This is a genomic window from Bacteroides sp. 3_2_5, from assembly GCF_000159855.2.
GTDB classification, from domain to species: domain Bacteria; phylum Bacteroidota; class Bacteroidia; order Bacteroidales; family Bacteroidaceae; genus Bacteroides; species Bacteroides fragilis.
Genome location: NZ_JH636045.1, coordinates 205,497 through 228,170, shown reverse-complemented (window position 1 = coordinate 228,170; position 22,674 = coordinate 205,497). Strand labels below are relative to the sequence as shown.

General features: G+C 43.6%; 17 protein-coding genes. 11 read left to right on the top strand and 6 right to left on the bottom strand.

The window, feature by feature from the left end:
- Nucleotides 1-3: 3 nt before the first annotated feature.
- Nucleotides 4-1,380 carry an efflux transporter outer membrane subunit gene (locus BSHG_RS03885; protein WP_008660946.1) on the top strand — a complete coding sequence of 459 codons (1,377 nt, stop codon included), beginning with the start codon at nucleotides 4-6 and terminating at the stop codon, nucleotides 1,378-1,380.
- 18 nt (nucleotides 1,381-1,398) lie between these two features.
- Here BSHG_RS03885 and BSHG_RS03890 read toward each other — a convergent pair whose 3' ends face one another.
- On the bottom strand, nucleotides 1,399-1,947 hold the full coding sequence (locus BSHG_RS03890; RefSeq protein ID WP_005788923.1) for an RNA polymerase sigma-70 factor: 549 nt from the start codon (nucleotides 1,945-1,947) through the stop codon (nucleotides 1,399-1,401).
- A gap of 190 nt (nucleotides 1,948-2,137) precedes the next feature.
- The gene (locus BSHG_RS03895; RefSeq protein WP_005788921.1) at nucleotides 2,138-2,377 is read right to left on the bottom strand and encodes a hypothetical protein; all 240 of its coding nucleotides are present in this window, start codon (nucleotides 2,375-2,377) and stop codon (nucleotides 2,138-2,140) included.
- 324 nt (nucleotides 2,378-2,701) lie between these two features.
- On the opposite strand from BSHG_RS03895, the gene BSHG_RS03900 reads away from it, so the two are divergent.
- From BSHG_RS03900 to BSHG_RS03945, 10 genes are all read left to right on the top strand, one after another.
- A complete protein-coding gene (locus BSHG_RS03900; protein ID WP_045899291.1) occupies nucleotides 2,702-3,331 on the top strand; it encodes a FecR family protein in 630 nt (209 codons plus the stop codon).
- Between the two features lie 37 nt (nucleotides 3,332-3,368).
- Nucleotides 3,369-6,746, top strand: coding sequence for a TonB-dependent receptor (locus BSHG_RS03905; RefSeq protein WP_008660944.1), 3,378 nt, complete (start codon nucleotides 3,369-3,371; stop codon nucleotides 6,744-6,746).
- Between the two features lie 9 nt (nucleotides 6,747-6,755).
- Nucleotides 6,756-8,666 (top strand): RagB/SusD family nutrient uptake outer membrane protein, encoded by a 1,911-nt coding sequence (locus BSHG_RS03910; RefSeq protein ID WP_005788911.1) that lies wholly within the window; start codon nucleotides 6,756-6,758, stop codon nucleotides 8,664-8,666.
- A gap of 21 nt (nucleotides 8,667-8,687) precedes the next feature.
- Nucleotides 8,688-9,584 (top strand): discoidin domain-containing protein, encoded by an 897-nt coding sequence (locus BSHG_RS03915; RefSeq protein ID WP_005788909.1) that lies wholly within the window; start codon nucleotides 8,688-8,690, stop codon nucleotides 9,582-9,584.
- 368 nt (nucleotides 9,585-9,952) lie between these two features.
- Complete coding sequence (locus tag BSHG_RS03920) at nucleotides 9,953-12,772, top strand: M60 family metallopeptidase (protein ID WP_008660942.1); 2,820 nt, start codon at nucleotides 9,953-9,955, stop codon at nucleotides 12,770-12,772.
- A 214-nt stretch (nucleotides 12,773-12,986) separates the two neighbouring features.
- Entirely contained in the window at nucleotides 12,987-14,630 is a 1,644-nt protein-coding gene (locus tag BSHG_RS03925; RefSeq protein ID WP_005788903.1) for a diphosphate--fructose-6-phosphate 1-phosphotransferase, read from the top strand.
- Between the two features lie 96 nt (nucleotides 14,631-14,726).
- A complete protein-coding gene (locus BSHG_RS03930) occupies nucleotides 14,727-16,430 on the top strand; it encodes a sialidase family protein (protein ID WP_008660940.1) in 1,704 nt (567 codons plus the stop codon).
- Nucleotides 16,431-16,566: 136 nt separating this feature from the next.
- Nucleotides 16,567-17,424: a glycoside hydrolase family 25 protein gene (locus tag BSHG_RS03935; protein ID WP_008660939.1), complete on the top strand. Its 858-nt coding sequence runs from the start codon at nucleotides 16,567-16,569 to the stop codon at nucleotides 17,422-17,424.
- 48 nt (nucleotides 17,425-17,472) lie between these two features.
- Complete coding sequence (locus tag BSHG_RS03940) at nucleotides 17,473-18,798, top strand: TIGR01777 family oxidoreductase (RefSeq protein WP_008660938.1); 1,326 nt, start codon at nucleotides 17,473-17,475, stop codon at nucleotides 18,796-18,798.
- Nucleotides 18,799-18,832: 34 nt separating this feature from the next.
- Entirely contained in the window at nucleotides 18,833-19,096 is a 264-nt protein-coding gene (locus tag BSHG_RS03945) for a GNAT family N-acetyltransferase (protein ID WP_005788897.1), read from the top strand.
- Nucleotides 19,097-19,384: 288 nt separating this feature from the next.
- Here BSHG_RS03945 and BSHG_RS03950 read toward each other — a convergent pair whose 3' ends face one another.
- The 4 genes from BSHG_RS03950 to BSHG_RS03965 form a co-directional block, all read right to left on the bottom strand.
- The gene (locus BSHG_RS03950; RefSeq protein ID WP_005788894.1) at nucleotides 19,385-19,654 is read right to left on the bottom strand and encodes a zinc ribbon domain-containing protein; all 270 of its coding nucleotides are present in this window, start codon (nucleotides 19,652-19,654) and stop codon (nucleotides 19,385-19,387) included.
- Between the two features lie 21 nt (nucleotides 19,655-19,675).
- Entirely contained in the window at nucleotides 19,676-20,518 is an 843-nt protein-coding gene (locus BSHG_RS03955) for a GyrI-like domain-containing protein (protein WP_008660937.1), read from the bottom strand.
- Between the two features lie 56 nt (nucleotides 20,519-20,574).
- Nucleotides 20,575-21,339, bottom strand: a complete 765-nt coding sequence (locus tag BSHG_RS03960) for an SDR family NAD(P)-dependent oxidoreductase (RefSeq protein ID WP_011203143.1) — start codon at nucleotides 21,337-21,339, stop codon at nucleotides 20,575-20,577.
- 115 nt (nucleotides 21,340-21,454) lie between these two features.
- On the bottom strand, nucleotides 21,455-22,627 hold the full coding sequence (locus tag BSHG_RS03965) for a multidrug effflux MFS transporter (protein ID WP_005798662.1): 1,173 nt from the start codon (nucleotides 22,625-22,627) through the stop codon (nucleotides 21,455-21,457).
- Nucleotides 22,628-22,674: the final 47 nt, after the last annotated feature.

Below are 22,674 nucleotides of genomic sequence, written 5' to 3'. Positions count from 1 at the left end.
ATTATGAAAAGAAGCTATTTATATATTACTCTTTTATTAGTTGTATTAATTTTAGGTTCCTGTAAAATAGGAAAAAGTTATGTCCGTCCGGAACTGAATCTGCCCGATAGTCTGGCGCAACATCAGGACAGCTTGAGTTTCGGAGATAAGGAATGGTGGCAGATTTACACTGACAGTACCCTTCGGAGTCTGATAGACAGGGCCTTGGAACACAATAAAGACATGCTGATAGCTGCTGCCCGTGTCAAGGAGATGGCTGCGCAAAAACGTATTTCAACAGCAAATCTGTTGCCTGACATTAGAGGTACCGTGACTGCGGAGAGAGAAAATGAAAACCACGGTGGTGATGCTTTCAAGCGTAGCGATACTTTTGAAGCGCAGCTTCTTTTCTCTTGGGAACTCGATCTGTGGGGAAATCTTCGTTGGGCACGTTCCGCCAGCATTGCCGAGTACCTTCAGTCTGTGGAGGCACAACGTGCCCTTCGCATGACTATCATAGCCGAAGTAGCGCAGGCATACTATGAACTTGTAGCTCTCGATACGGAATTGGATATTGTTCGCCAAACATTGAAAGCACGTGAGGAAGGCATGCGTCTTGCCCGCATCCGTTTCGAAGGAGGTTTGACATCTGAAACTTCTTATCGTCAGTCTCAGGTTGAGTTGGCACGTACTGCAACACTGGTGCCCGATTTGGAACGTAAAATATCTCTGAAAGAAAACGATATAGCTTTTCTAGCCGGTGAATATCCCAACAAAATTACCCGTAGCCGTTTGTTGCAGGAGTTTAACTTTCCACAAGAGTTACCTGTCGGGTTGCCTTCCGGATTATTGGAACGTCGCCCCGATATTCGTCAGGCTGAACAGAAATTGATTGCTGCCAATGCCCGGGTAGGAGTGGCTTATACGAATATGTTTCCACGTATTTCACTTACCGGTAGGGTAGGGGCGGAAAGTACCGCTCTCTCCGAACTGTTGAAATCGCCTTATAGCATTATGGAAGGTGCTTTACTTACGCCTATTTTTGGTTGGGGAAAAAATCGTGCCGCTCTCAAAGCAAAGAAAGCCGCTTATGAAGCTGAAGTGCACAGCTATGAAAAGGCTGTCCTGACTGCTTTCAAAGAGACGCGCAATTCGATTGTCAACTTCAATAAGATTAAGGAGGTATACGACCTTCGTGCGAAATTGGAACGTTCGGCTAAGAGTTATGTAGACTTGGCACAATTACAATATATCAATGGGGTGACGAACTACCTTGATGTGCTCGATGCCCAGCGTGGATATTTCGATGCCCAAATCGGACTCAGCAATGCGATAAGGGACGAATTGATCGCTGTAGTACAAGTGTATAAGGCTCTGGGGGGCGGATGGCAGGTGCAATGACAGAATCTTGGTTGGATGTTAAGCTGCCATAAACAACATGAATAAATTGAGGTTCTTTTTGAGGAATTTCAGGGCCAGATTGATATGGCGCTCTATTGCTTTTTCAGTAATAGAGAAGTGTTCTGCTATTTCTCTGTTGCTCATGTGCAGTTCCCTGCTCATGCGGAATACTTCTCGTTGGCGGGGGGGGAGTTGCATAACAAGTTCATCGATATATTTCTTTAAATCGGCGGCATCCAACTCTCCCTCCATGTCATAAGATTCTTCGACTGCTTGTATAGCTGTTATTTTGAGGGCTGTCTCTTTGTAATACCTACGTGAATGATTGAAGATCACGTTTCGGGTTATGATAAAGAGGTAGCCTTCAAAACTTTTGTTTTCATCCAAGAAATGATGAGATTCCCATACTTTCACAAATACTTCCTGCACAATTTCCTCAATATCCATAGAGGCGGTGAAATAGAGTCTTGTGAAATTATAAACTTGTTTCCAGTAATGATTGTATAAAAAAGCAAATGCTTCCTGATCGCCATGCTTTAATTTCCTGACTGTTTCTTTTTCTTGCATCTGTTTTAGTAATTAGAGGTGCAAAAGTAATCTTTTTGTTCTAAATTGCTGCGATTTCTACAAGAATATTAAAAAATAACATTTTTTGTTTAATTTATCTTGGTGTATTATGGCTATATTATCCTATTATATGCACTTAATTGGGTAATATGTTCTTTCTCTTTATAAATAAAATAATAGCAACATATATTTATTGGATAAGTTCTAAAGGAACTATTCTTTTGTGAACTTTTATGCATTGGTTCTCGATCTTGTCCCATATCTTATTTCCAATCTCATTTTCTACCGGAATATTCTTATTTTCTTTCCATTGTTTTCTCATTTGTTTTTCTATTAAATTTGAATAATAGAGTTTCTTGCGTTCCTTCTTGTCCAATTGATCTGCCAATAGCTTCTTGATCAGATTAGTTTCTTTGTTACTTTTATTCATTTTAATAATTATATTTAGATTTATTTTGTGTTATCTAAAACTAAATACACAACAGCCCCATCTACCACCACATGACAAGAGCAACTTTTTTTTAGTAAAAGTTTCTTGACTGGTATCTATAATATACATGTTGTTTATTTTTATATCTATTAAACTTCTGATATTTAGTATAATATCTAATAAATTAATTGGTAATAATAACTTCTTTATTTTTTATGTGATATAGCATTAGTTCCTTTAGAACTATGGTATATTGCTGCTTCTGTAGCTCTTGTTTTGATTGTCGGTGGACTTTGGATGCATTTAAATGAAGGTAGTACCCCGATGGATAAATATATTGAAATTACAGCTCAGAAAAGCAGAATGTATTTATTACCAGATAGTTCGAAGGTCTGGATGCAGCCGGGAAGTTCTATACGTTTTGCCGAAGATTTCAAGAAGCATCGGAATGTATGGCTGAAAGGTAATTCTTTGTTCGAAGTTCACAAAAATATGGGTAGAAAATTTAGGGTGTATATCGATAAAGCCTTTATCGAAGTGAAAGGAACTTGCTTTTTGATAAAGCAGAACAATCCCAGTGCCAATGAAATTACTTTGTTTAATGGAAGCATTGAATTTAATGTTGAATCGACTCAACATAAAATAGAGATGAAACCACTTCAGGAATTGGTATATAATCCTGCTGATGCAGGGACTCAATTAAGGCAAATAGAAAATATAGAGTGGCAAAACGGCCGTTATAATTTTACACAATTTAATTTGGAACATTTGACTAGGATTATAAACCAAATGTATGGTTCACGTATCATTATCAGCGATAAAGTGAATAAAAATTGTGCCTTTACAGGGAGTATCCGCTATGATGAGTCTTTGGAAGACGTTATTGATAAAATTTGTTTTAGCCTGAATCTTCGGAAAAAAGAAATAAATCACGAGATTATTATTTACAACTAATATTTATTAACCCAATGTTAAATCTAAAAATTGAAGCATGAACAAGTTTTTATTTTCTTGTCAGAAGCGGTGTCTCAAATACATCGTTATGGCTTTGTTGCTTTATCCGCTGTCTGCACTTGCTGCGCAAGGACAGATTGTGGTTAAAGGTCAGTCTCTCACTATTCCTCAAGCCATCCGGCTCATAGAAAAAAGCAGTCAATATACTTTTTTCTATAACGCTAATGATTTGAAAAACACAACTCTTAAGAGTATCGATTGTAAAGGTTCTATTGATGACGTCTTGAACGAAGTCTTTAAAGGGAGTAATATCAGTTATGTTATTAAAGGGAATGAAGTTATTCTTAAAGTTGAGAAAACGGAAAGTACACAACAGAAAAAGGCAAAAATCATTGGTATAGTAACAGATTCAAAAACCGGTGAACCTATCATCGGTGCAACAGTGCAATTACTGGGTACTACCACAGGTGTGATTACCGATGTAGATGGTAAATTTGAATTAGCGGCATTTCCTAAAAATGAAATACAGATTTCATATATAGGATATGTTACCAAGAAAGTTAAAGTCGGTAGTCAAAAGGTAATGTCTATCACTCTTGCGGAAGATGCCCAGCAACTGGATGAGGTGGTGGTCACTGCTTTTGGTACGGGACAGAAAAAGGAGACTATCACCGGATCGATTCAGTCGGTTCGTCCTTCGGATCTTCTGGTACCTTCTGCCAACCTTTCTTCTTCATTTGCCGGACGCTTGTCGGGTGTGATTGCTTACCAACGTAGTGGAGAACCGGGACAGAATTCTGCGGACTTTTTCATTCGTGGTGTTGCAACCATGAACGGAGCGACTTCTCCTCTAATTATTTTGGATGGAGTTGAAGTATCCAAAGCGGACTTGAATTCATTGGATCCTGAAGTAATTGAAAGCTTTTCCGTATTGAAGGATGCGACGGCATCGGCGATGTATGGTACTCGTGGAGCAAACGGTGTACTTATCGTTAAAACAAAATCGGGAAGTGACTTGGACAGACCGATCATCGGCGTACGTTTAGAAGGCTATGTAAATACTCCGACTAAGAAACCGGAAATTGTTGACGGACCCACTTATATGCGTTTGTACAATGAAGCGGTTACCAATCAGGGAACAGGGGCTGTGCTTTATTCTGATGAAAAAATAAATGGTACGATCCATAATCTGAATCCTTATATTTATCCTAATGTGGACTGGTACAAGGAGGTCTTCAAAGATGCGACATTTAATCAAAAAGCGAATTTTAATGTACGTGGAGGTACATCTAAAATTACTTATTTTATGAATGTCAATATGAATCATGAAACCGGAATGTTGAAAGATCGTTCCAGTGACTTCTTCTCTTATAAAAATAATATAGACTACATGAAATATGCGTTCCAGAACAACGTGGATTTTCATCTCTCTAAGTCTTCTACCATTTCGCTTCACCTGAATGTACAGTTGAATGATATGCATGGTCCTTTGACAACTAAGGATGGTAATGGCGTAGGCGATATATTCAGTGCTATTATGGGAACCAATCCTGTTGATTTTCCGGTTATGTTTCCGCAGGGATCTGACACATGGTACCATTGGGGAGGTATCCTTGCCGGAAATTATCAGCCGCTCAATCCGGTAGCTCTTTCAAGTGTAGGCTACAAGGATACGTTTGAGAGTACCGTAGTAGCCAATGTAAACTGGGATCAGAAACTGGATTTTATAACGAAGGGATTAAGCTTCAGAGCTTTGGTTTCATTTAAGAATTGGAGTTATAATCAGAAGTTCCGTCTGCAAGGATATAATAGTTATCAGCTTTCCGATTATAAACAGAATGAAGACGGTTCCTATGACTTTACCAATACACCTATCGGAGAACCGAGTAATCATACGATGGATGCCTTTTTCGGTACCAACGGTGACCGTCGGTTTTATATTCAGGGATACCTGAATTACGAACGTTCGTTCGGCTTGCACAATGTAAGTGGTATGTTGCTTTATAACCAGGATGATTACAATACGAATGTAAACAGCAGTCTTATTGCTTCGCTTCCAAAACGTAAAATGGGTGTGGCGGCACGTTTGTCTTATGATTACGATCATCGGTATATGCTTGAAGTAAATGCGGGCTACAATGGTTCTGAGAGTTTTGCCAAAGGGCATCGTTGGGGACTGTTCCCATCCATATCGTTGGGATGGAATATCAGTGAAGAAAAATTTTGGAAGCCGATAAAACCGGTTATTTCCAATTTTAAAGTCCGCGGTTCGTATGGTTTGGTAGGTAACGATCAAATCGGCAGTGACCGTTTTGCTTATCTGGCAATCGTGAATTTGACTAAAAGCCCGTCTTATACAACCGGATATGGTGGTAGTACCACTTCATTATCAGGACCTACTTATAATCGATTCCAGAATAATGAACTTACGTGGGAAGTCGGAAATAAACTGAATGTGGGTGTCGATTTACAGCTCTTCAATTCATTAAATATCACTGTCGACGGATTCAGGGAGATTAGAGATAATATTTTTCAGCAGAAAAATTCCATACCGAATTATCTGGGAACTGCCAGTACTAAAATCTACGGTAATTTCGCAAAAGTGAAGAATACAGGATTTGACCTTGCTTTGGATTATGGAAAACAGTTGAACCGGAACTTTTCTATCCAGATGAAAGGAACTTTTACCTATGCACACAATGAGGTTTTGAAGTATGATGAAGCGGCAGGACTTCGTCCGGCATTATCGCAGGTTGGAAAGAGCCTGAACTCAATCTGGGGATATGTAGCAGACGGATTGTATATTGATGAAGCTGATATTGCGAATAATCCTCAGTCGACTATCGGTAATATTGCTATTGCACCGGGCGATGTGAAGTATGTAGATCAGCCGGACGCGAGCGGTAATTATGATGGAAAAATAACATCAGATGACAGAGTGGTATTAGGATATCCCACAATTCCGGAGATAATATACGGATTTGGTCCCTCTATTACATGGAAGAATTGGGATTTCTCTTTCTTCTTTCAGGGACAAGCGCGCGTGTCATTTATGATGAGCGGTTTCGAACCATTTGGAACGCAAAGTAAAAATAATGTTCTGAAATGGATTTCCGATGATCATTGGAGCAAAGATAATCAGAATCCGAATGCACGGTATCCGCGATTGACACAATATAATAACAACAACAATACGGCGTCTTCTTCTTATTGGCTGCGGAATGCTTCGTTCCTGAAATTGCGGAATGCCGAAATCGGCTATCGTTTCAAATGGGCAAGAATCTATGTGAACGGAAGTAACTTGTTGACCTTTTCTCCATTTAAGCTATGGGATCCTGAAATGGGTGGAGGTGCCGGTATGAAATACCCGACACAACGTACATATAATGTTGGTATTCAATTAACTTTTAAATAATATATACTTATGAAGATAATATATAAACTCCTATTTTTGTTTTTGCTGACGATAGGATATAGTTCCTGCGACTTTCTGGATATTGTTCCGGATGAAATAACGACTGAGGCAGATGCATTTAAAGACCGGAATGCGGCTAAGAATTTTGTTTATTCTTGCTATGGCTATTTGCCGCAAAGTAATGTGGCATCAGGCAGTCTCGATTTGCTGACAGGAGATGAAGTGATAACGGCTTTTGAACATGAAACGTTTGCCAGTTTTCCAAAAGGCAACTATACGGCTTCTTCGCCGGTGATTTCTTATTGGAATACATTTTTTCAAGGATTGCGTCAATGCTATATATTTCTGGAAAATGTAGACAAGGTACCCGACCTGACTGAAAGTGTAAAAACAGACTATATCGCACAGGTTAAGTTTCTGATTGCTTATTATCATTATCAGTTGGCACGTTGTTACGGACCTATTATCCTGATCAAGGAACTACCGGATGTAAATGCTTCGCAAGCAGAATATTTACCCCGAACTTCATATGACGAATGTGTAGACTGGATATGCAATTTATTGGATGAAGCCGCAAGTTCATTGCCTGCCATACGTACCAATAAAGAAGATTACGGACTGGCAACCAGTGTAGGAGCTAAGGCTGTGAAAGCGAAAATGCTTTTGTATGCAGCTTCTCCGTTATTCAATGGAAACTCAAGTTTCTATAGTAATTTTACAGATAAATCCGGTAGTCAGTTAATGCCTCTGACTTATGATCCTAATAAGTGGGTAAAAGCAAAGACAGCTATTAAAGAGGCGATTGACCTTGCCGAGCAGAACGGACATGCTTTGTATGTAAAGCAAGACTATAAGATAGGTAATGAGGATGCGAATCCCTATCCGGCGGCAGGTCCTGTCCGGTGTCTTCGAACCAGCTTGGTCGATTGGGATTCGCGTAATCCGGAGGTTCTTCTGGCAGAAACGCGTAGTGAAGGCTCGTATGGTATACAAAACAAATCGTTACCATTTGTGACTGACGGCTGGGCGTGGAATGGTGTCGGCCCGACATGGACCATGTTAAATCGTTTTTATACTAAAAACGGTTTACCTTGGGACGAAGATCCGGAGTATAAAGATAAAGACAAATTAAAGATCGTCAATGTGGATGCCAGCCATGCTGACGAGGCTCATGAAGGAAGTAAAACACTCCTGTTTAATTTGGATCGCGAACCTCGCTTTTATGCTTGGGTAGCTTTTCAGGGTGGATATTACGAAGTGATGAACGGGTCAACTAATCCGGCCTATGTTATGAGTAACGGTAAGAAAGATAATTCGGATAGCAGATTGATATGCGATTTTGTATTGGGAGGTAACTGCAGTCGTGGTACGGCCACCGTACAGCGACCGGGTAACTATACTCCAAGTGGTTATCTGAACAAAAAAGGTGTCGATCCTAATACTGTTGTTTCTACAAATGCTACGAAATTGAATCAGTATCCCTGGCCCATTATTCGTCTTGCCGACCTGTATTTAGCATATGCCGAAGCATGTGTGGAGACTAATGATCTGGAGACAGCCAAACAATATCTGAACAAAGTCAGAGAGCGTGCCGGTATCCCTACAGTAGAAACAGCATGGAGTGGTGTTGCTGCATTGGATCAGACAAAATTACGTCAGATTGTACGGCAGGAGAGAATGAATGAACTTTATTTGGAAAACCAGAATTTCTGGGATATGCGCCGTTGGCTGCTGGCTGGACAATATTTTAATGTCAAGGCTAAGGGGTTGAATATTGCTGCTACTACCATAGAAGATTATGCGATAGTGAAGACTATTGACTTTGAGCGTAAGTTCGAGGCGCCGACTCAATATCTGTTGCCCATACCTTCTGCCGATATTAACAGAAATGAAAAATTAGTAAACAATCCGGGTTATTAATCTTTTTAAAGAGAAATGAAGATGAAAAAAATATTGCTTGGCCTGTGTGTGATACTGGGCCTGATAAATATGATCGGCTGCTCCAGCGATGAGAAGTATCCCATGCCGACCTCTATAGATCAGAATTCACTGTCGGCTGAAGCCAAAGCCGGTGCTATCAAATTGAAATGGACCGTACCAGCCGATTCTAATTATTATTATGTAAAAGTGACCTATACATTACCTGAAGACGGGAAGAAATGTATGAGATTGGCAAGTGTGAATAGTGATACCATGTTGGTGGACAATCTGCTGCATCGGTATGGTGACATTAACTTTACATTGCAACCTTGCAATCGTGCCGGGGAAGCTTCGCAAAGTTGCAGTATCATGGCACAGGCACTTCCTGCTCTGAAACAGATCAAGACTGACCGGAATCCTATAACCTTGTCTGCAAAACAGTTGTATACAGATGATCAGGAGAGTAGTGAAGGACCTATCGCAAACCTGGTGGATGGAAGGAATGACACTTATTTCCACATGTCATGGAGCAGTCCTACGCCTTTCCCTCACTATATTGTGGTCGACTTGGGTGAAGAGAATGCTTTGTCCACTTTCCTGTTCTCTTATGTTTGTCGTGACAATAACAATAAAGACAATCCCAAAGAGATGGATATTCTGGGCAGCAATACTTTTGATGGAAAGAATTATGATGAGAGCCAGACCACTTTGTTGGCGTCTTTGAGTAATTTGCCTAATACAAAAGCTGCGTCTTACGAATCGGATATAATAAAAGCCGGTGCATCTTACCGCTATCTTTGGTTTAAGGTGAAATCTTCTACAAGCGGCTCCAACTGGATTGCGTTGGCAGAACTCGGCCTTTCGAAGGTAATTGTGAAAACCTATGATCCGGAAACCGGAGAAACTACCATTGAGTAAGAAACTGTTTTGAATTTCTATACATATCTTTTTTGATTGACTTTTGCCTATGTTTTGAGTGATATTCCGGTCTGTTTCGATTCTTTTAATCGTCAGATAGCTTGTTATCTTCCTCTTATAACAACCGGAATAACCGTGAAAATTCATCTCAAATCATTAGACGATTCATTCAAAAGCAGTTTCTAAAACAGGATTCAATAGGTACCTATATAATGTAGTATGAATTTGGCCACCTATGGTTGTCAGATTGATGCTAAATACGAGAATCAAGTAATTATTAAAAAGGAAATACAAGTGAAGTCTTTTATGAGAACAAAATTTGTATTTCCTTTGTTTTATTTATCTTATGTTTAATTTACCCTAATAACATGAAGAAACATCTAATTCTAATGATTTCTGCAGCTATTATCCCTCTGCTGCTGTATGCTTGTTCTGCTGAAGAAGAAAGAGCGTTAACATCGACTACTCTTGAGGTAGCACAGTCTGCCATTGATTTTAAAAGTGATGCAGGAACCCGTGACATCGCTATTGTTACCAATGCAGACCATTGGACGGCACGGTCTGATAAAGATTGGTGTTCGGTTGCTGTCAACGAAAGTACATTGACGGTGAATGTGTCCGGATACGATGGAAAAGAGACAAGGGAGGCAGTGATTAAAGTTACTGCCGATGGATTGGCAGAAACTGTTAACGTACGCCAATTGGGATCAGAGCCTGCTATTTTGATATCCCAACAGATCTTTACCGTTGAGGCCAGTGGCAGTGATATCGCATTCGATGTAACTACAAATGTTTCGGTGACTATCACATTGCCGGAATGGATCAAAGAGAAACCGGCAGGTACACGTGCATCCGAAATGGTGACTACGACGCATAATTACATTGTTACAGCCAATCCGGAAGATAGTGAACGTACGGGCAATATCACCGTGAAAGAGGTCGGCGGAGAACTTGAGGCCTTGGTATCTGTTACTCAGAAAGGATTGGGAGAATATGAATCCGGAAATCTCGAGGGTATCAAAGACGATATTAAGGTTCCGGTAGAATCAGGTGAAGCAAGCTCTTTTCAGGGTGGCTCGAATATTGATAAATCATTCGATGGTGATATGAGCACTATTTACCATTCTAACTGGAATAACGCGGGAGATCATTATTTCCCCATTACGTTGACTTATAATTTTGCTGCGGGTTCGGATATGGACTATCTTATATATTATCCCCGTACCTCAGGACCGAATGGTAACTTCAAGGAAGTGGAGATCCGTGTAAAGTCAAATGCGAATACCAGAGGGACCGATGAATGGAATACGGTGATGACTAAAAACTTCGGGGGGACGAATGCCGCAGTCCGTGTTAATTTTCCGAAGGCACAAATCGGAGTCACGTCGGTTCAGTTTATTGTCAAATCAGGATCGGGAGACGGGCAGGGATTTGCTGCTTGTGCCGAGATGGAATTTTATAAAAAGAATCCGGATGCATTCGATCCGCTCACTCTTTTCACCGATGGTACATGCTCTGAATTGAAGCCCGGACTTACCGATGAAGAAATAGAGAACTGTCCGTATTCATTCTACAAGAACATAGCTTACTATATGAAGCAGGGTAAGTATCCGGCAGAGTTCCGTATTCAGGAATATAAGGCTTGGCCCCATCCGGATGCCCAGTCAGAAACACATAAGACCAGTCCTTATAGCCTGCGTGATAATCCTACGGGAATTTCGGTTAAAGATGGAGAGCAACTGATGATTTTTGTCGGCGATACACATGGGCAGACTGTCAGTGCAGTGATTCAGAATCTGGATGTTCCCGGTGGTGATGGTTTCGGAGGAACCTCTTATCCGTTGTCTGAAGGGGCCAACAAGATTACGGCCCGGAATAAAGGATTAATGTATATTTTGTATCACACTCCTGACTATGAAACTGCTCAGCCTGTAAAGATACATATCGCTTCCGGACAAGTAAACGGCTATTTCGATGTAGCTAAACATCAGGCTTCCGATTGGAATAAATTGTTGAGTAACGCTGTGGATAAGTATTTCGATGTGGTGGGACATTATGCACATCTCACATTCCCGACCGAGCGTTTCCGTACTCATACTACGGACGGGAAAGCACTGATCGATGCTTATGATCAGATTGTGAATTCGGAGATGGAACTGATGGGATTGTATAAATACAATAAACTGTTCAAGAACCGCATGTACCTGCATGTGATGTATACCAGCTATATGTATGCCACCAGTTATCATACTGCTTACAATGACGGTACTCTGGCCGAACTTTGTAATGTGGATAAATTGAAGACATCTGCATGTTGGGGACCTGCACATGAAATAGGGCATTGCAACCAGACACGTCCCGGATTGAAATGGTTGGGGACAACGGAGGTAACGAACAATATCATGTCCGAGTACATCCAGACTACAATTTTCGGACAGCCTTCTCGCTTGCAAACAGAAGATATGGGAGATGGCAGTCGTAACCGTTATTCCAAGGCTTGGACCCAGATCATTGCGGCAGGTGCGCCACATGGAAATTTTGGAAGTGACAGCGATGTTTTCTGTAAACTCGTTCCTTTCTGGCAATTGGAACTCTATTTCGGTAAAGTACTCGGACGGACACCTCTTCAGCAATCTGACAAAGGAGGATTCTATCCGGATGTGTACGAGTATATCCGGACGCACGATAATCTGAGAACGGCCGGGGAACAGCAGACTGAGTTCGTTTATATCTGTAGTCTGATAGCTAAAGCCAACTTGCTGGATTTCTTCACGAAATGGGGATTTCTGACTCCGGTCGACATAACAGTGGATGACTACGGAACGGGCAAACTCACCGTTACCCAGGCCCGTATCGACGAAATACGAAGTCGTGTAGAGGCTTTGGGATATCCGAAACCGGATGTTGCTCTGGAATATATAACGGATAATTCTGTAGAACTTTATAAGGACAAACCCGGAATTGTAGCCGGTACAGCCACACGGAGCGGTTCGACATTTACCATGACCAACTGGAAAAATGTGGCAGCTTATGAAGTTGTAGATGAAACCGGTAAGAAAGTCTGTATCTCTGATGGGTTGTTAGCACCTTCCGGTACTGCTACGTTTACCATGAAAACCGCTTGGAAAGACGGCTTTAAGGTATATGCTGTTTCTGCTACGGGAGCCAGGACTGCAGTGACGTTTTAAAAGAGACTGACAGATAGTGCCGAACAGGCGAAGAGGGTACGGAGTGCTATGGAATTGCAGAAGCAAGGATGTAATCTTCGTGCCCTTCGTCTGCTCTGTGGCATACCTGTAGAGAACAAAATCATCATTTTCTTTCATAATTCGGAAAAAAACACGAAATTTGCGACACTTTTAAGTTTGAATTACTAACACCTTTAAATATAAGATAAAGAAAATGACTAAAAGTGCATTGCAAATTGCCAGGGCTGCTTATCAGCCCAAACTTCCGAAAGCGCTGAAAGGCTCAGTAAAAGCAGTTGAAGGCGCAGCTACACAATCAGTAGCCGATCAGGAAGCTATCCAGAAACTGTTCCCGAACACTTACGGAATGCCGTTGATTAAATTCGAAGAAGGTGAAGCTATCCAGCTCCCCGCTATGAATGTAGGTGTTATCCTTTCAGGAGGACAGGCTCCGGGCGGACATAACGTAATCTCTGGTCTGTTCGATGGTATCAAGACACTGAACAAAGACAACAAACTGTATGGTTTTATTCTGGGTCCCGGTGGATTGGTTGACCATAATTATATGGAACTGACTGCCGATATCATCGATGAATACCGTAATACAGGTGGTTTCGACATTATTGGTTCGGGACGTACCAAACTGGAAACTCCGGAACAATTCGAAAAGGGGTTGGAGATTATCAATAAATTGGGTATCAAAGCACTGGTAATCATTGGTGGTGACGACTCTAATACAAATGCCTGTGTTCTGGCCGAATACTATGCTGCCAAGAATGCCGGTGTACAGGTGATCGGTTGTCCGAAAACTATCGACGGTGACTTGAAGAACGAAATGATTGAAACTTCTTTCGGTTTCGATACTGCATGTAAAGTATACTCAGAAGTGATTGGTAACATCCAGCGCGACTGTAACTCTGCACGTAAATACTGGCACTTCATTAAACTGATGGGTCGTTCGGCTTCTCACATTGCACTGGAATGTGCTTTGCAGGTTCAGCCTAACGTATGTATCATCTCTGAAGAAGTGGAAGCGAAAGATATGTCATTGGACGATGTAGTAACTTACATTGCTAAGATCGTTGCCGATCGTGCTGCTCAGGGCAACAACTTCGGTACTGTGCTGATTCCTGAAGGTCTGGTTGAGTTTATCCCAGCTATGAAACGTCTGATCGCTGAGTTGAATGACTTCCTGGCAGCCAATGCCGTTGAGTTCGCAAATATCAAACGTTCTCGTCAGCGCGAATATATCATCAGCAAACTGTCAAAAGAAAATGCTGAGATCTATGCAAGCCTTCCTGAAGGTGTAGCACGTCAGCTTTCTTTGGATCGCGACCCGCACGGAAACGTACAGGTATCATTGATCGAAACTGAAAAGCTGTTGTCTGAAATGGTAGGAACAAAACTGGCCCAGTGGAAAGAAGAAGGGAAATACGTAGGTAAATTTGCTGCACAGCACCACTTCTTCGGTTATGAAGGACGTTGCGCTGCTCCATCAAATTACGATGCTGACTACTGCTACTCACTGGGTTACACAGCTTCTATGTTGATTGCTAACGGTAAGACCGGTTACATGTCATCTGTACGTAACACAACTGCTCCTGCTGCTGAATGGATCGCAGGCGGTGTGCCCATTACAATGATGATGAACATGGAACGTCGTCATGGCGAAATGAAACCGGTAATCCAGAAAGCATTGGTGAAACTGGACGGAAAACCGTTCCTGACATTCGCTGCTAAACGCGATCAGTGGGCGTTGAATACAGATTACGTATATCCGGGCCCGATTCAATACTTCGGTCCGACGGAGGTTTGCGACCAGCCGACTAAGACACTGCAACTGGAACAAGCTAAGTAAGCTTTTCCCCGCATTACAATAGTAGAAACCCATCGGGGCGGATTGATTCAATTCCCTTCGGTGGGTTTTTAGTTCATCTGAATATCCCTATTTTATATGAAACGACTTTCTACCCTATGCCTGCTGGCAGCAGGCTTTTTCATTCCGGGACAAGCACACCAGGCCCGTCCGACGGTGCTTGATTCGGTTTACGCTCCCCTGAAAGTGGCTACACCTCCTTCCGATGCTTATATCGGCTTATCGCTTCTCGATAACGGTGAGATCAGACACTATAATTATGGAGAACAGGCTGTGGCAGGTACTGTATATCTGTCCAGTACCGATCATGGTTTGACCTGGAAACGGGTGAACCGTCCCAAAGAAATGCCTTTTGCCGATTGTCAGAGCCCTGTCAGTAAGGAGTATATTCGTCTGGTAGATATGGGGGCAATGGGTGTTTATTGCATTCGTACTTCCGGTGGATTGACAGGAGGACGTACTCTTACGAAGGTGGCCGACCGCAACTCCATCATGATTAAACCGCCTGTATTTATCCGAAACGGCAAACGTATTGTCGTAGCTGCTCACGGAGGGGTAACACCGAAAGGGTGCTATACCTATTTTTCCGATGATGACGGTCTGACCTGGAAATGCTCGAATACAGTCACATCCCCCGATCATCAGGGAGGAGGCTTCCATAAAGGTATCCGTTGGAATCATGGTGCTGTGGAGCCTACGGTGGTCGAACTGAAGGACGGAACTCTCTGGATGTTGATGCGTACTTCACAAGACTTCCATTATCAGGCTTTTTCTAAGGACGGCGGACAAACCTGGGGCGAATCGGAACCATCGCCTTTTTATGGTACCATCACGATGCCTACTTTAGGGCGGTTGGCCAACGGACGACTGTTGCTTTTCTGGTGCAATACGACTCCTCTTCCCGAAAAGGAGGGTACGGATGGTGTTTGGGATGATGTGTTCACCAATCGTGATGTGACTCACGTGGCGGTTTCTGATGATGATGGAAAGACTTGGAAGGGTTTTCGCGAACTTTACATGGATCCCATGCGCAATGATATCGACTATGCCGTTCATGGTGGCGGGATTGACCGTGGCGTTCATCAGGCACAGTTTGTAGAAGTAGCTCCGGGTAAGGTGCTGGCATCTATCGGTCAACATCCTCTTCATCGTGCTATGATGATGTTCGATGTGAATTGGTTGTACGAGAAGAGCCGCTTCAACGACTTTACCGACTCTCTTTCACAATGGAGTACATTCAACTACATGAATGGTATCAAAGGACATTGCGCTTATAATCGTATACAGGGTTGTATGCTCGAACCCCATCCCCGGAAGGAAGGTCGGCAAGTGCTTCATCTGACTTACCGGCCGGATGCTTCACTGGTGGCAGATACACGTGGTGCGGTATGGAACTTTCCGGCTATGAAGAAAGGAACGTTCACCGTTAGTTTACGTATTCCCGAAGGGAGTCATTCGGTTTCGTTGTTATTGAATGATCGCTGGATGAATCCTTCGGACACCGTAGCCCGTTACCAGTCTATGTATGAACTTCCACTCACCCGTAAGCAACTCGGAGTGAAGGATGATCGTTGGCACGAGGTTTCTTTGGAATGGGATTTGTTGCAGAAGCGCCCGCAAGCACGTGTCCGGGTAGATGGGCGGCTTCGTCCGTTGCGCCTTCCGCTCAAGAACAAATCTCAGAATGGAATTAGTTATGTTCATTTCATCGCTCCTCCTGCTGAGGCTAATCCGGGTGTTTATCTGGAGTGGGTGAGGGCAGAAGCTGATGGAGCCATCTAGGAATGAATTCATTTCACCACAGATTATACGGACTTTCATAGATACTTTAATTTGATTCTCAATGAAATAAAATCATTAATCTGTGAAAATCCGTGTAATCTGTGGTGAATCAAACTCTAAATAAGAATAAAAATCAATGAAGTCTTCACGAAACACTTCTACCTCCGGCAAACCCGCTTCCGGTCGTCGTACACCGGCACGGAAGACGAAAGCGAAAAAGAAAACTACCCGCACCATGCCCGTTTGGATGCGCAATACCCTTGCGCTTATTGTGGTCGGAGTATTTTCTCTCACTTTCTATTATTTCGTTATCCGTCCTTATTCTTATCGTTGGAAGGAGTGCTACGGACGGAAGGAGTATGGCGTTTGTATCCCTTGTGGCTATGAGGTGCATGGTATCGATATCTCCCATTATCAGGGGAACATCGACTGGAAGGAGTTGAAACAAAACAGAGAAACGGATTTTCCGCTTCACTTTATTTTTATGAAAGCCACCGAGGGAGGAGATCATGGTGACGATACTTTCAAAGACAACTTCGAACAAGCACGTCGCTATGGCTTTATTCGTGGGGCCTACCATTTCTTCACTCCACGTACGGATGCCTTGAAGCAGGCGGACTTTTTTATCCGTACCGTGAAACTCGATAGTGGAGATTTGCCTCCGGTGCTCGATGTTGAACTGACAGGTAAGAGGCCTAAAAAAGAGTTGCAACAAAATATTAAGAAATGGCTCGACCGGGTGGAGGCACATTATGGTGTAAAACCTATTCTCTACACTTCTTATAAATTCAAGACCCGCTATCTGGACGACTCGCTTTTCAATGCTTATCCCTACTGGATAGCCCACTATTACGTTGATTCGGTGAGGTACGAAGGTAAATGGCACTTCTGGCAGCACACTGATATCGGAAGTGTGCCCGGTATTCATCACGATGTAGATCTGAACGTATTCAACGGTTCGCTCGAAGATCTGAGGAAGATGACCATGAGATGAACTTTACCCTCTTTCCCTGCGTTATATTTCTAAAAAAAGGAAATACAGATGAATATAGCAATAAGCGGGGCCTCCGGTTTTATAGGCAAGCATCTTACAGAGTACCTTACAGAAGCGGGACACCGGGTAATCCCTCTGGGGAGGCCTATGTTCCGTGAAGGCACATCGGGGCATTTAATTCAGGCTCTGTCACATTGCGATGTTATCATCAATCTGGCAGGAGCACCCATTAGCAAGCGGTGGACACCGGAATACAAAAAAGAACTTTATGACAGCCGGATTAAGGTGACGCACTGCATCATCCGGGCAATGGATGCAGTAAAGACGAAGCCGCGGTTAATGATTTCCGCCTCTGCCGTAGGATATTATCCAGAGGAGGGTACATTCGATGAATATACCAATACCCGGGGAAGTGGCTTTCTGGCGGAACTTTGTCATGCATGGGAGAAAGAAGCCCGCCGTTGTCCGTCGCAGACAAGGCTGGTAATCACCCGCTTCGGCATTGTGCTGTCACCCGATGGCGGGGCGATGGAACAAATGCTTCGTCCCCTCCGGATAACGCGGGTAGCCGGTGTGATCGGTCCGGGTACACAGCCTTTCCCCTGGATTGCTATTCAGGATCTTTGTCGGGCGATGGAGTTTATTATCAGCCACGAAGAGGCAAGCGGAGTTTTCAACCTGGTGGCTCCGCAACAAGTTTCACAGTATGCATTTACTCAGGCAATGGCAGCACGCTATCATGCCTGGATGAAGGTGGTCGTACCGCGTTGGTTCTTCCGGATGCGGTATGGTGAGGCGGCTTCCTTCCTGGCATCAGGACAGAATGTGCGTCCCACACGTTTGCTCGAGGCCGGTTTCCGTTTTGCGAAGCCGACGATAGAAGATTTCTTCGAAAGTACGGATCATGCAGCTGTAGATCGATTGGATTTGCACCGCTACATGGGTACGTGGTATGAGATAGCCCGTTTCGACCACCGCTTTGAGAGAGGATTATCGGAGGTGACGGCCACTTATACGCTGATGCCCGACGGGACGGTCCGTGTGGAGAACCGGGGATGTAAGCATAAGAAACCCTATGATGTTTGTAAGACAGCGGAAGGACGTGCTAAGATACCCGATCCGTCTCAACCGGGTAAACTGAAAGTATCGTTTTTCCTGTCTTTTTATTCAGACTATTATGTATTGGAATTAGATCAGGACGAATACAATTATGCTCTGATCGGTAGCAGTTCTGATAAATATTTATGGATACTGAGCCGTGCACCAATTTTGCCGGAAGAGATTAAGAAGAAGTTGCTGGATGCTGCCACCCGCAGGGGATATGATGTGAAGAAACTGATCTGGGTGGAGCAAAGAGAGAAAAAAATAATGTAGTCTATATTAACCTAAACAAAAAGGAGATTAGAAAATGGAAGAATATGAAGTAATTCACCGCCCGGAGCGGAATCGTTTTGAATTGGAGAAGAATGGAATGACTGCCTTTGTGGAATATGAAGTCGAAGATGGAGCACTGGATATTATGCACACTATCGTACCTCCTCCCTTGGAAGGAAAGGGAATTGCGGCCGCACTGGTAGAAGCGACTTATAAATATGCCTCTGCGCAGGGGTTGAAGCCCAAAGCAACGTGTTCGTATGCCGTCGCATGGCTGAAACGGCATCCGGCGGAATAAACCGTCCGGATTGAGGCCTGTTCGGAGAATGAATCGTTTTTGGGTTCACCACGGATTACACGGATTAACACAGATTCTTTGTATCTTAGTATCAATGCTCTAAGCTTAACTCACCACAGAACAACACAGGGTAACACAGAGTCTCACAGAGAATATCTTTCTCTTCAACGCTCTATTGACCAAGAGATTATAAGAGTTTGTGTTGATCCGTGTAATCCGTGGTGAACTTGTTCTGTTACCATTCCGTCATAAAATCCCTCGGAGGAAGCTGACTGTTGCCCATCCTCTTCACTGTTTCCACCTTTTCAGCATTGGGAAGAATTGCTTCATGTTTGCAATGGCCTCTTCCTTCGTCATTTTCACTTCCGAGCCTTTATTGAATTCGTCTACGAACTGTGCGCATTGGTTAATCATTTCGTCCATCGTGCATTCCACGGTGAAATGTCCGTCGGCATAACAATAGGTGCAATACTCTTCGTTTTTGCTACCATCCTTTTCTGTTCCCAATACTTCCGGGTTGAGCGGCATGCCGCAGCTCTGGCAAAATTTCTGTTCCATTCTTTTTCTGTTTTTAATAGGTTATTCAATAGGGATATATATTCTTGTCACGTAATCTTTTTCTTCCGTATCTGGTTCGCAATTAAGATATTCTTCAAATGAAGTTGCATCACGAAATGCTGTAGGCAGTGGATACGAGTAAATCCGGTCATACATTTCTTGCAAACCACTGTAGCTTCCGCGGAGTGTGTAGACGGCATAGCGTCCCTGCGGAATCGTCTTCATGCCAAAAGCGCCTTGCGGTGATACATCGTGTTCCACTGTTGCACAAGCGTAAAAGCGGCATTGTTCGGTTTTCGTTACTGTGGGGTCGTCAAAGCTGATGCCTATCCAGCGGGTAGAAGGAGTCAGAAGACCGTTTATTTGGAGAAAATCTCTCAGTTTTCTCCACGCTTCTATGTAAGGTTCCTCTTCGCCATAACGCCCGATGATGCGGATATATACCAGCTTCAATTCCGGTTCTGTCAGGATTTCCGGTTTCAGAGACTCCTTTTTCAGAGTGCTGAATTCTTCGTAACGTTCTGCACGCCGTTTGCGGTAGGCGGTGGGGGATATGCCGAAAAACTGCTTGAATGCTTTCGATAACGATTGTGGCGTTTCGTATCCGACCATCTCTGCCACTTGCGCCAGACGGATATTCTTCATTTGCAGGTACATTACCGCACGTTCCACTCGTTGCCGGGCGATGTACGTAGCCAGCGGTTCGTGCAGGTAAGCCCGCATAATGCGATGGAAATGATATTCCGATAGGCATACTTCACGTGCCAGTGTTTCCACCCGCAAAGGTTCGTTGAGGTGTGAGTTAATATAATCTATCACCCGGTTCACCTGTTGCAGATATTTCTCTTCAGTATCGCTCTTCATTGTTTTTGTTCCGTTGGGTTCCGGGACAAATGTAGCGGGTTTTACTGAAAGAGCGGTTATCCGATCTTGCTATTTTTTTCTGTCGGTTTCTGCCCTGTCCGTATGGGTAATTGTTTCCATATCCGGCGCGGAATCATTCGCCAGAAAAAGACGATAATGGCATAGCGCCAGTCTATCACCACTACCCGTTGGTGGTGGTTCAGTGCCCGTACAATCCGTTTGGCTACCTTTTCCGGCCGCATCAGTAGCGGATAGTGTTTTCCGTCGTTCAGCAAGTCGGTAGATACGAATCCCGGGCGGATGTCCGTGAAGCGGATGTTCAGTTTTTGCATTCCGGCCAGCTGTTCCAGCGCATCGATATAGGTGTTCTGAAACCGTTTCGTAGCAGAATAGGCAGGGGCTACCCCCAATCCTTTTGTCCCGGCAATGGAACTGATGACTGCCAACTGACCGCCGCCATGCTCACGGAAGTGGTGGAAAGCGGTATCTGCCATCCGCATGAATCCTTCTACATTGGTACGGGCAGTATCCAGTTCGATGTCCGGATTCAGTTCCATGTTCTGGTAACCGATGCCGGAGCTTAGAAGGAACAGATCCATACCTCCGACCCGTCTGATCAGGTTATTGAGTTTGGGTGTTGCATCCGGTTGGGTGACATCCAGGACTGCGATTTCTATAAGGTCCGGAGCACTGCTTTGCAGTGCTTCAAGTGCCGGAAGCCTACGGCCTGCAATGCCGAGGCGCCAGCCTTGTAAGAGAAGTTGTTTTGCCACTTCGCGGCCGATACCTGAAGTAGCTCCGATGATAATGGCTCGTTTCATATCTGAATTCATGTCCAGGGGTTTGAGGCAAAGATAAGAAATAAAAATAAGACAAGGTACGGAATGTGGAAAGTGAATAAGCTGTATTTTTCATATCTTGTCTTGTAATAGTCGGCTAGCGGGCGGATGAGGTTGCTTTATAAGTAAAGAACCATGTCCCGACACAGCAAGCCACGATAATGATACCGGTAGAGTAAAGCATATTGCCTATTCCCGTCAACGGGGACAGCAGCCCTCCAAACACGAACATCAGGAATCCCAACAGGGCCGATGCATTACCCGAATTCTTACGTTCCATATCAAGTGCAAGCGTTGTGGAACCGGGAAGGATTAATCCTAAAAATGCAAGGAGGAAAAACAGTGTTCCTTCTACAATCCAGACGGATGGACTGAAAATTAGTGCAGCAGCAACCGGAAGACTCATGGTTGTGAAACCTGCTACTCCGAAACGTAGAGCTGCTGTCGCATCTTTAAACCGGGAGACAGCCAGACTGCCCAACATAATGCCTAATGCATTGACACCGAAACAGAGGCTGTAAGCAAAAGGTGAGGTCCCGAAGTGGTTTTGGAAAATAAAGGGAGATGCTGCGATATAGGTGAACATGACCCCCATGGCGAATGCTTGTATCAAGACATAGCGCATGAATTGCCTGTTACGGAGTACCGGCAGATAATATTTGAATGTAGAAAAGACATTCCCTTTTTGGCGTTTCTTAATCTCCAACGATTCCTTGAAGGCAGACAAGGCGACAATCAATAGTATGCCTATAGCCAATAATATCCAGAAGATACCTTTCCAATCCATCGCTCCGAGTAATATTCCGCCCAATACTGGGGCACAGACGGGAGCTAATCCCTGTACGGAACTCAGCATGGCGAAAAAACGTGTTAGTTCTTTTCCCTGGTAAAGGTCAATGGCTATGGACTTGGAAATCACGACTCCTCCGGCTCCGGACAACCCCTGCAACAAACGGGCGAAGATAAAGCCATGGATCTCCGGCGAGTAAAGGCATCCTACTGTGGAAATACAGAAGATCACTAATGAGACCATTAGAGGCAGTTTACGTCCATATTTGTCGCTCAGTGGACCTATGATTAATTGCCCTACTGCCAATCCCACCATACTGAAAGTCAGACTAAGCTGCACCAGCGAAGCCGTAGTATCGAAATATTCGCTCAACACTGGCAGGGCCGGCAGATAAAAATCGGTCACGAACGGACCGAATGCTGATACAATCCCTATAAATATCAGGATGTAAAGCCTGGAGTTTCCTATTCTTTTCGTCATTGTTATATTGCTTGATTAGTTCCGGTTGCAAAGTTGCCGTTATTTTT

What these genes read in the sequence shown, in the direction of transcription:
- BSHG_RS03885 (WP_008660946.1), top strand. Translation starts at nt 4, where the DNA reads ATGAAAAGAAGCTATTTATATATTACTCTTTTATTAGTTGTATTAATT.
- BSHG_RS03890 (WP_005788923.1), bottom strand. Translation starts at nt 1,947, where the DNA reads ATGCAAGAAAAAGAAACAGTCAGGAAATTAAAGCATGGCGATCAGGAA.
- BSHG_RS03895 (WP_005788921.1), bottom strand. Translation starts at nt 2,377, where the DNA reads ATGAATAAAAGTAACAAAGAAACTAATCTGATCAAGAAGCTATTGGCA.
- BSHG_RS03900 (WP_045899291.1), top strand. Translation starts at nt 2,702, where the DNA reads ATGGATAAATATATTGAAATTACAGCTCAGAAAAGCAGAATGTATTTA.
- BSHG_RS03905 (WP_008660944.1), top strand. Translation starts at nt 3,369, where the DNA reads ATGAACAAGTTTTTATTTTCTTGTCAGAAGCGGTGTCTCAAATACATC.
- BSHG_RS03910 (WP_005788911.1), top strand. Translation starts at nt 6,756, where the DNA reads ATGAAGATAATATATAAACTCCTATTTTTGTTTTTGCTGACGATAGGA.
- BSHG_RS03915 (WP_005788909.1), top strand. Translation starts at nt 8,688, where the DNA reads ATGAAAAAAATATTGCTTGGCCTGTGTGTGATACTGGGCCTGATAAAT.
- BSHG_RS03920 (WP_008660942.1), top strand. Translation starts at nt 9,953, where the DNA reads ATGAAGAAACATCTAATTCTAATGATTTCTGCAGCTATTATCCCTCTG.
- BSHG_RS03925 (WP_005788903.1), top strand. Translation starts at nt 12,987, where the DNA reads ATGACTAAAAGTGCATTGCAAATTGCCAGGGCTGCTTATCAGCCCAAA.
- BSHG_RS03930 (WP_008660940.1), top strand. Translation starts at nt 14,727, where the DNA reads ATGAAACGACTTTCTACCCTATGCCTGCTGGCAGCAGGCTTTTTCATT.
- BSHG_RS03935 (WP_008660939.1), top strand. Translation starts at nt 16,567, where the DNA reads ATGAAGTCTTCACGAAACACTTCTACCTCCGGCAAACCCGCTTCCGGT.
- BSHG_RS03940 (WP_008660938.1), top strand. Translation starts at nt 17,473, where the DNA reads ATGAATATAGCAATAAGCGGGGCCTCCGGTTTTATAGGCAAGCATCTT.
- BSHG_RS03945 (WP_005788897.1), top strand. Translation starts at nt 18,833, where the DNA reads ATGGAAGAATATGAAGTAATTCACCGCCCGGAGCGGAATCGTTTTGAA.
- BSHG_RS03950 (WP_005788894.1), bottom strand. Translation starts at nt 19,654, where the DNA reads ATGGAACAGAAATTTTGCCAGAGCTGCGGCATGCCGCTCAACCCGGAA.
- BSHG_RS03955 (WP_008660937.1), bottom strand. Translation starts at nt 20,518, where the DNA reads ATGAAGAGCGATACTGAAGAGAAATATCTGCAACAGGTGAACCGGGTG.
- BSHG_RS03960 (WP_011203143.1), bottom strand. Translation starts at nt 21,339, where the DNA reads ATGAAACGAGCCATTATCATCGGAGCTACTTCAGGTATCGGCCGCGAA.
- BSHG_RS03965 (WP_005798662.1), bottom strand. Translation starts at nt 22,627, where the DNA reads ATGACGAAAAGAATAGGAAACTCCAGGCTTTACATCCTGATATTTATA.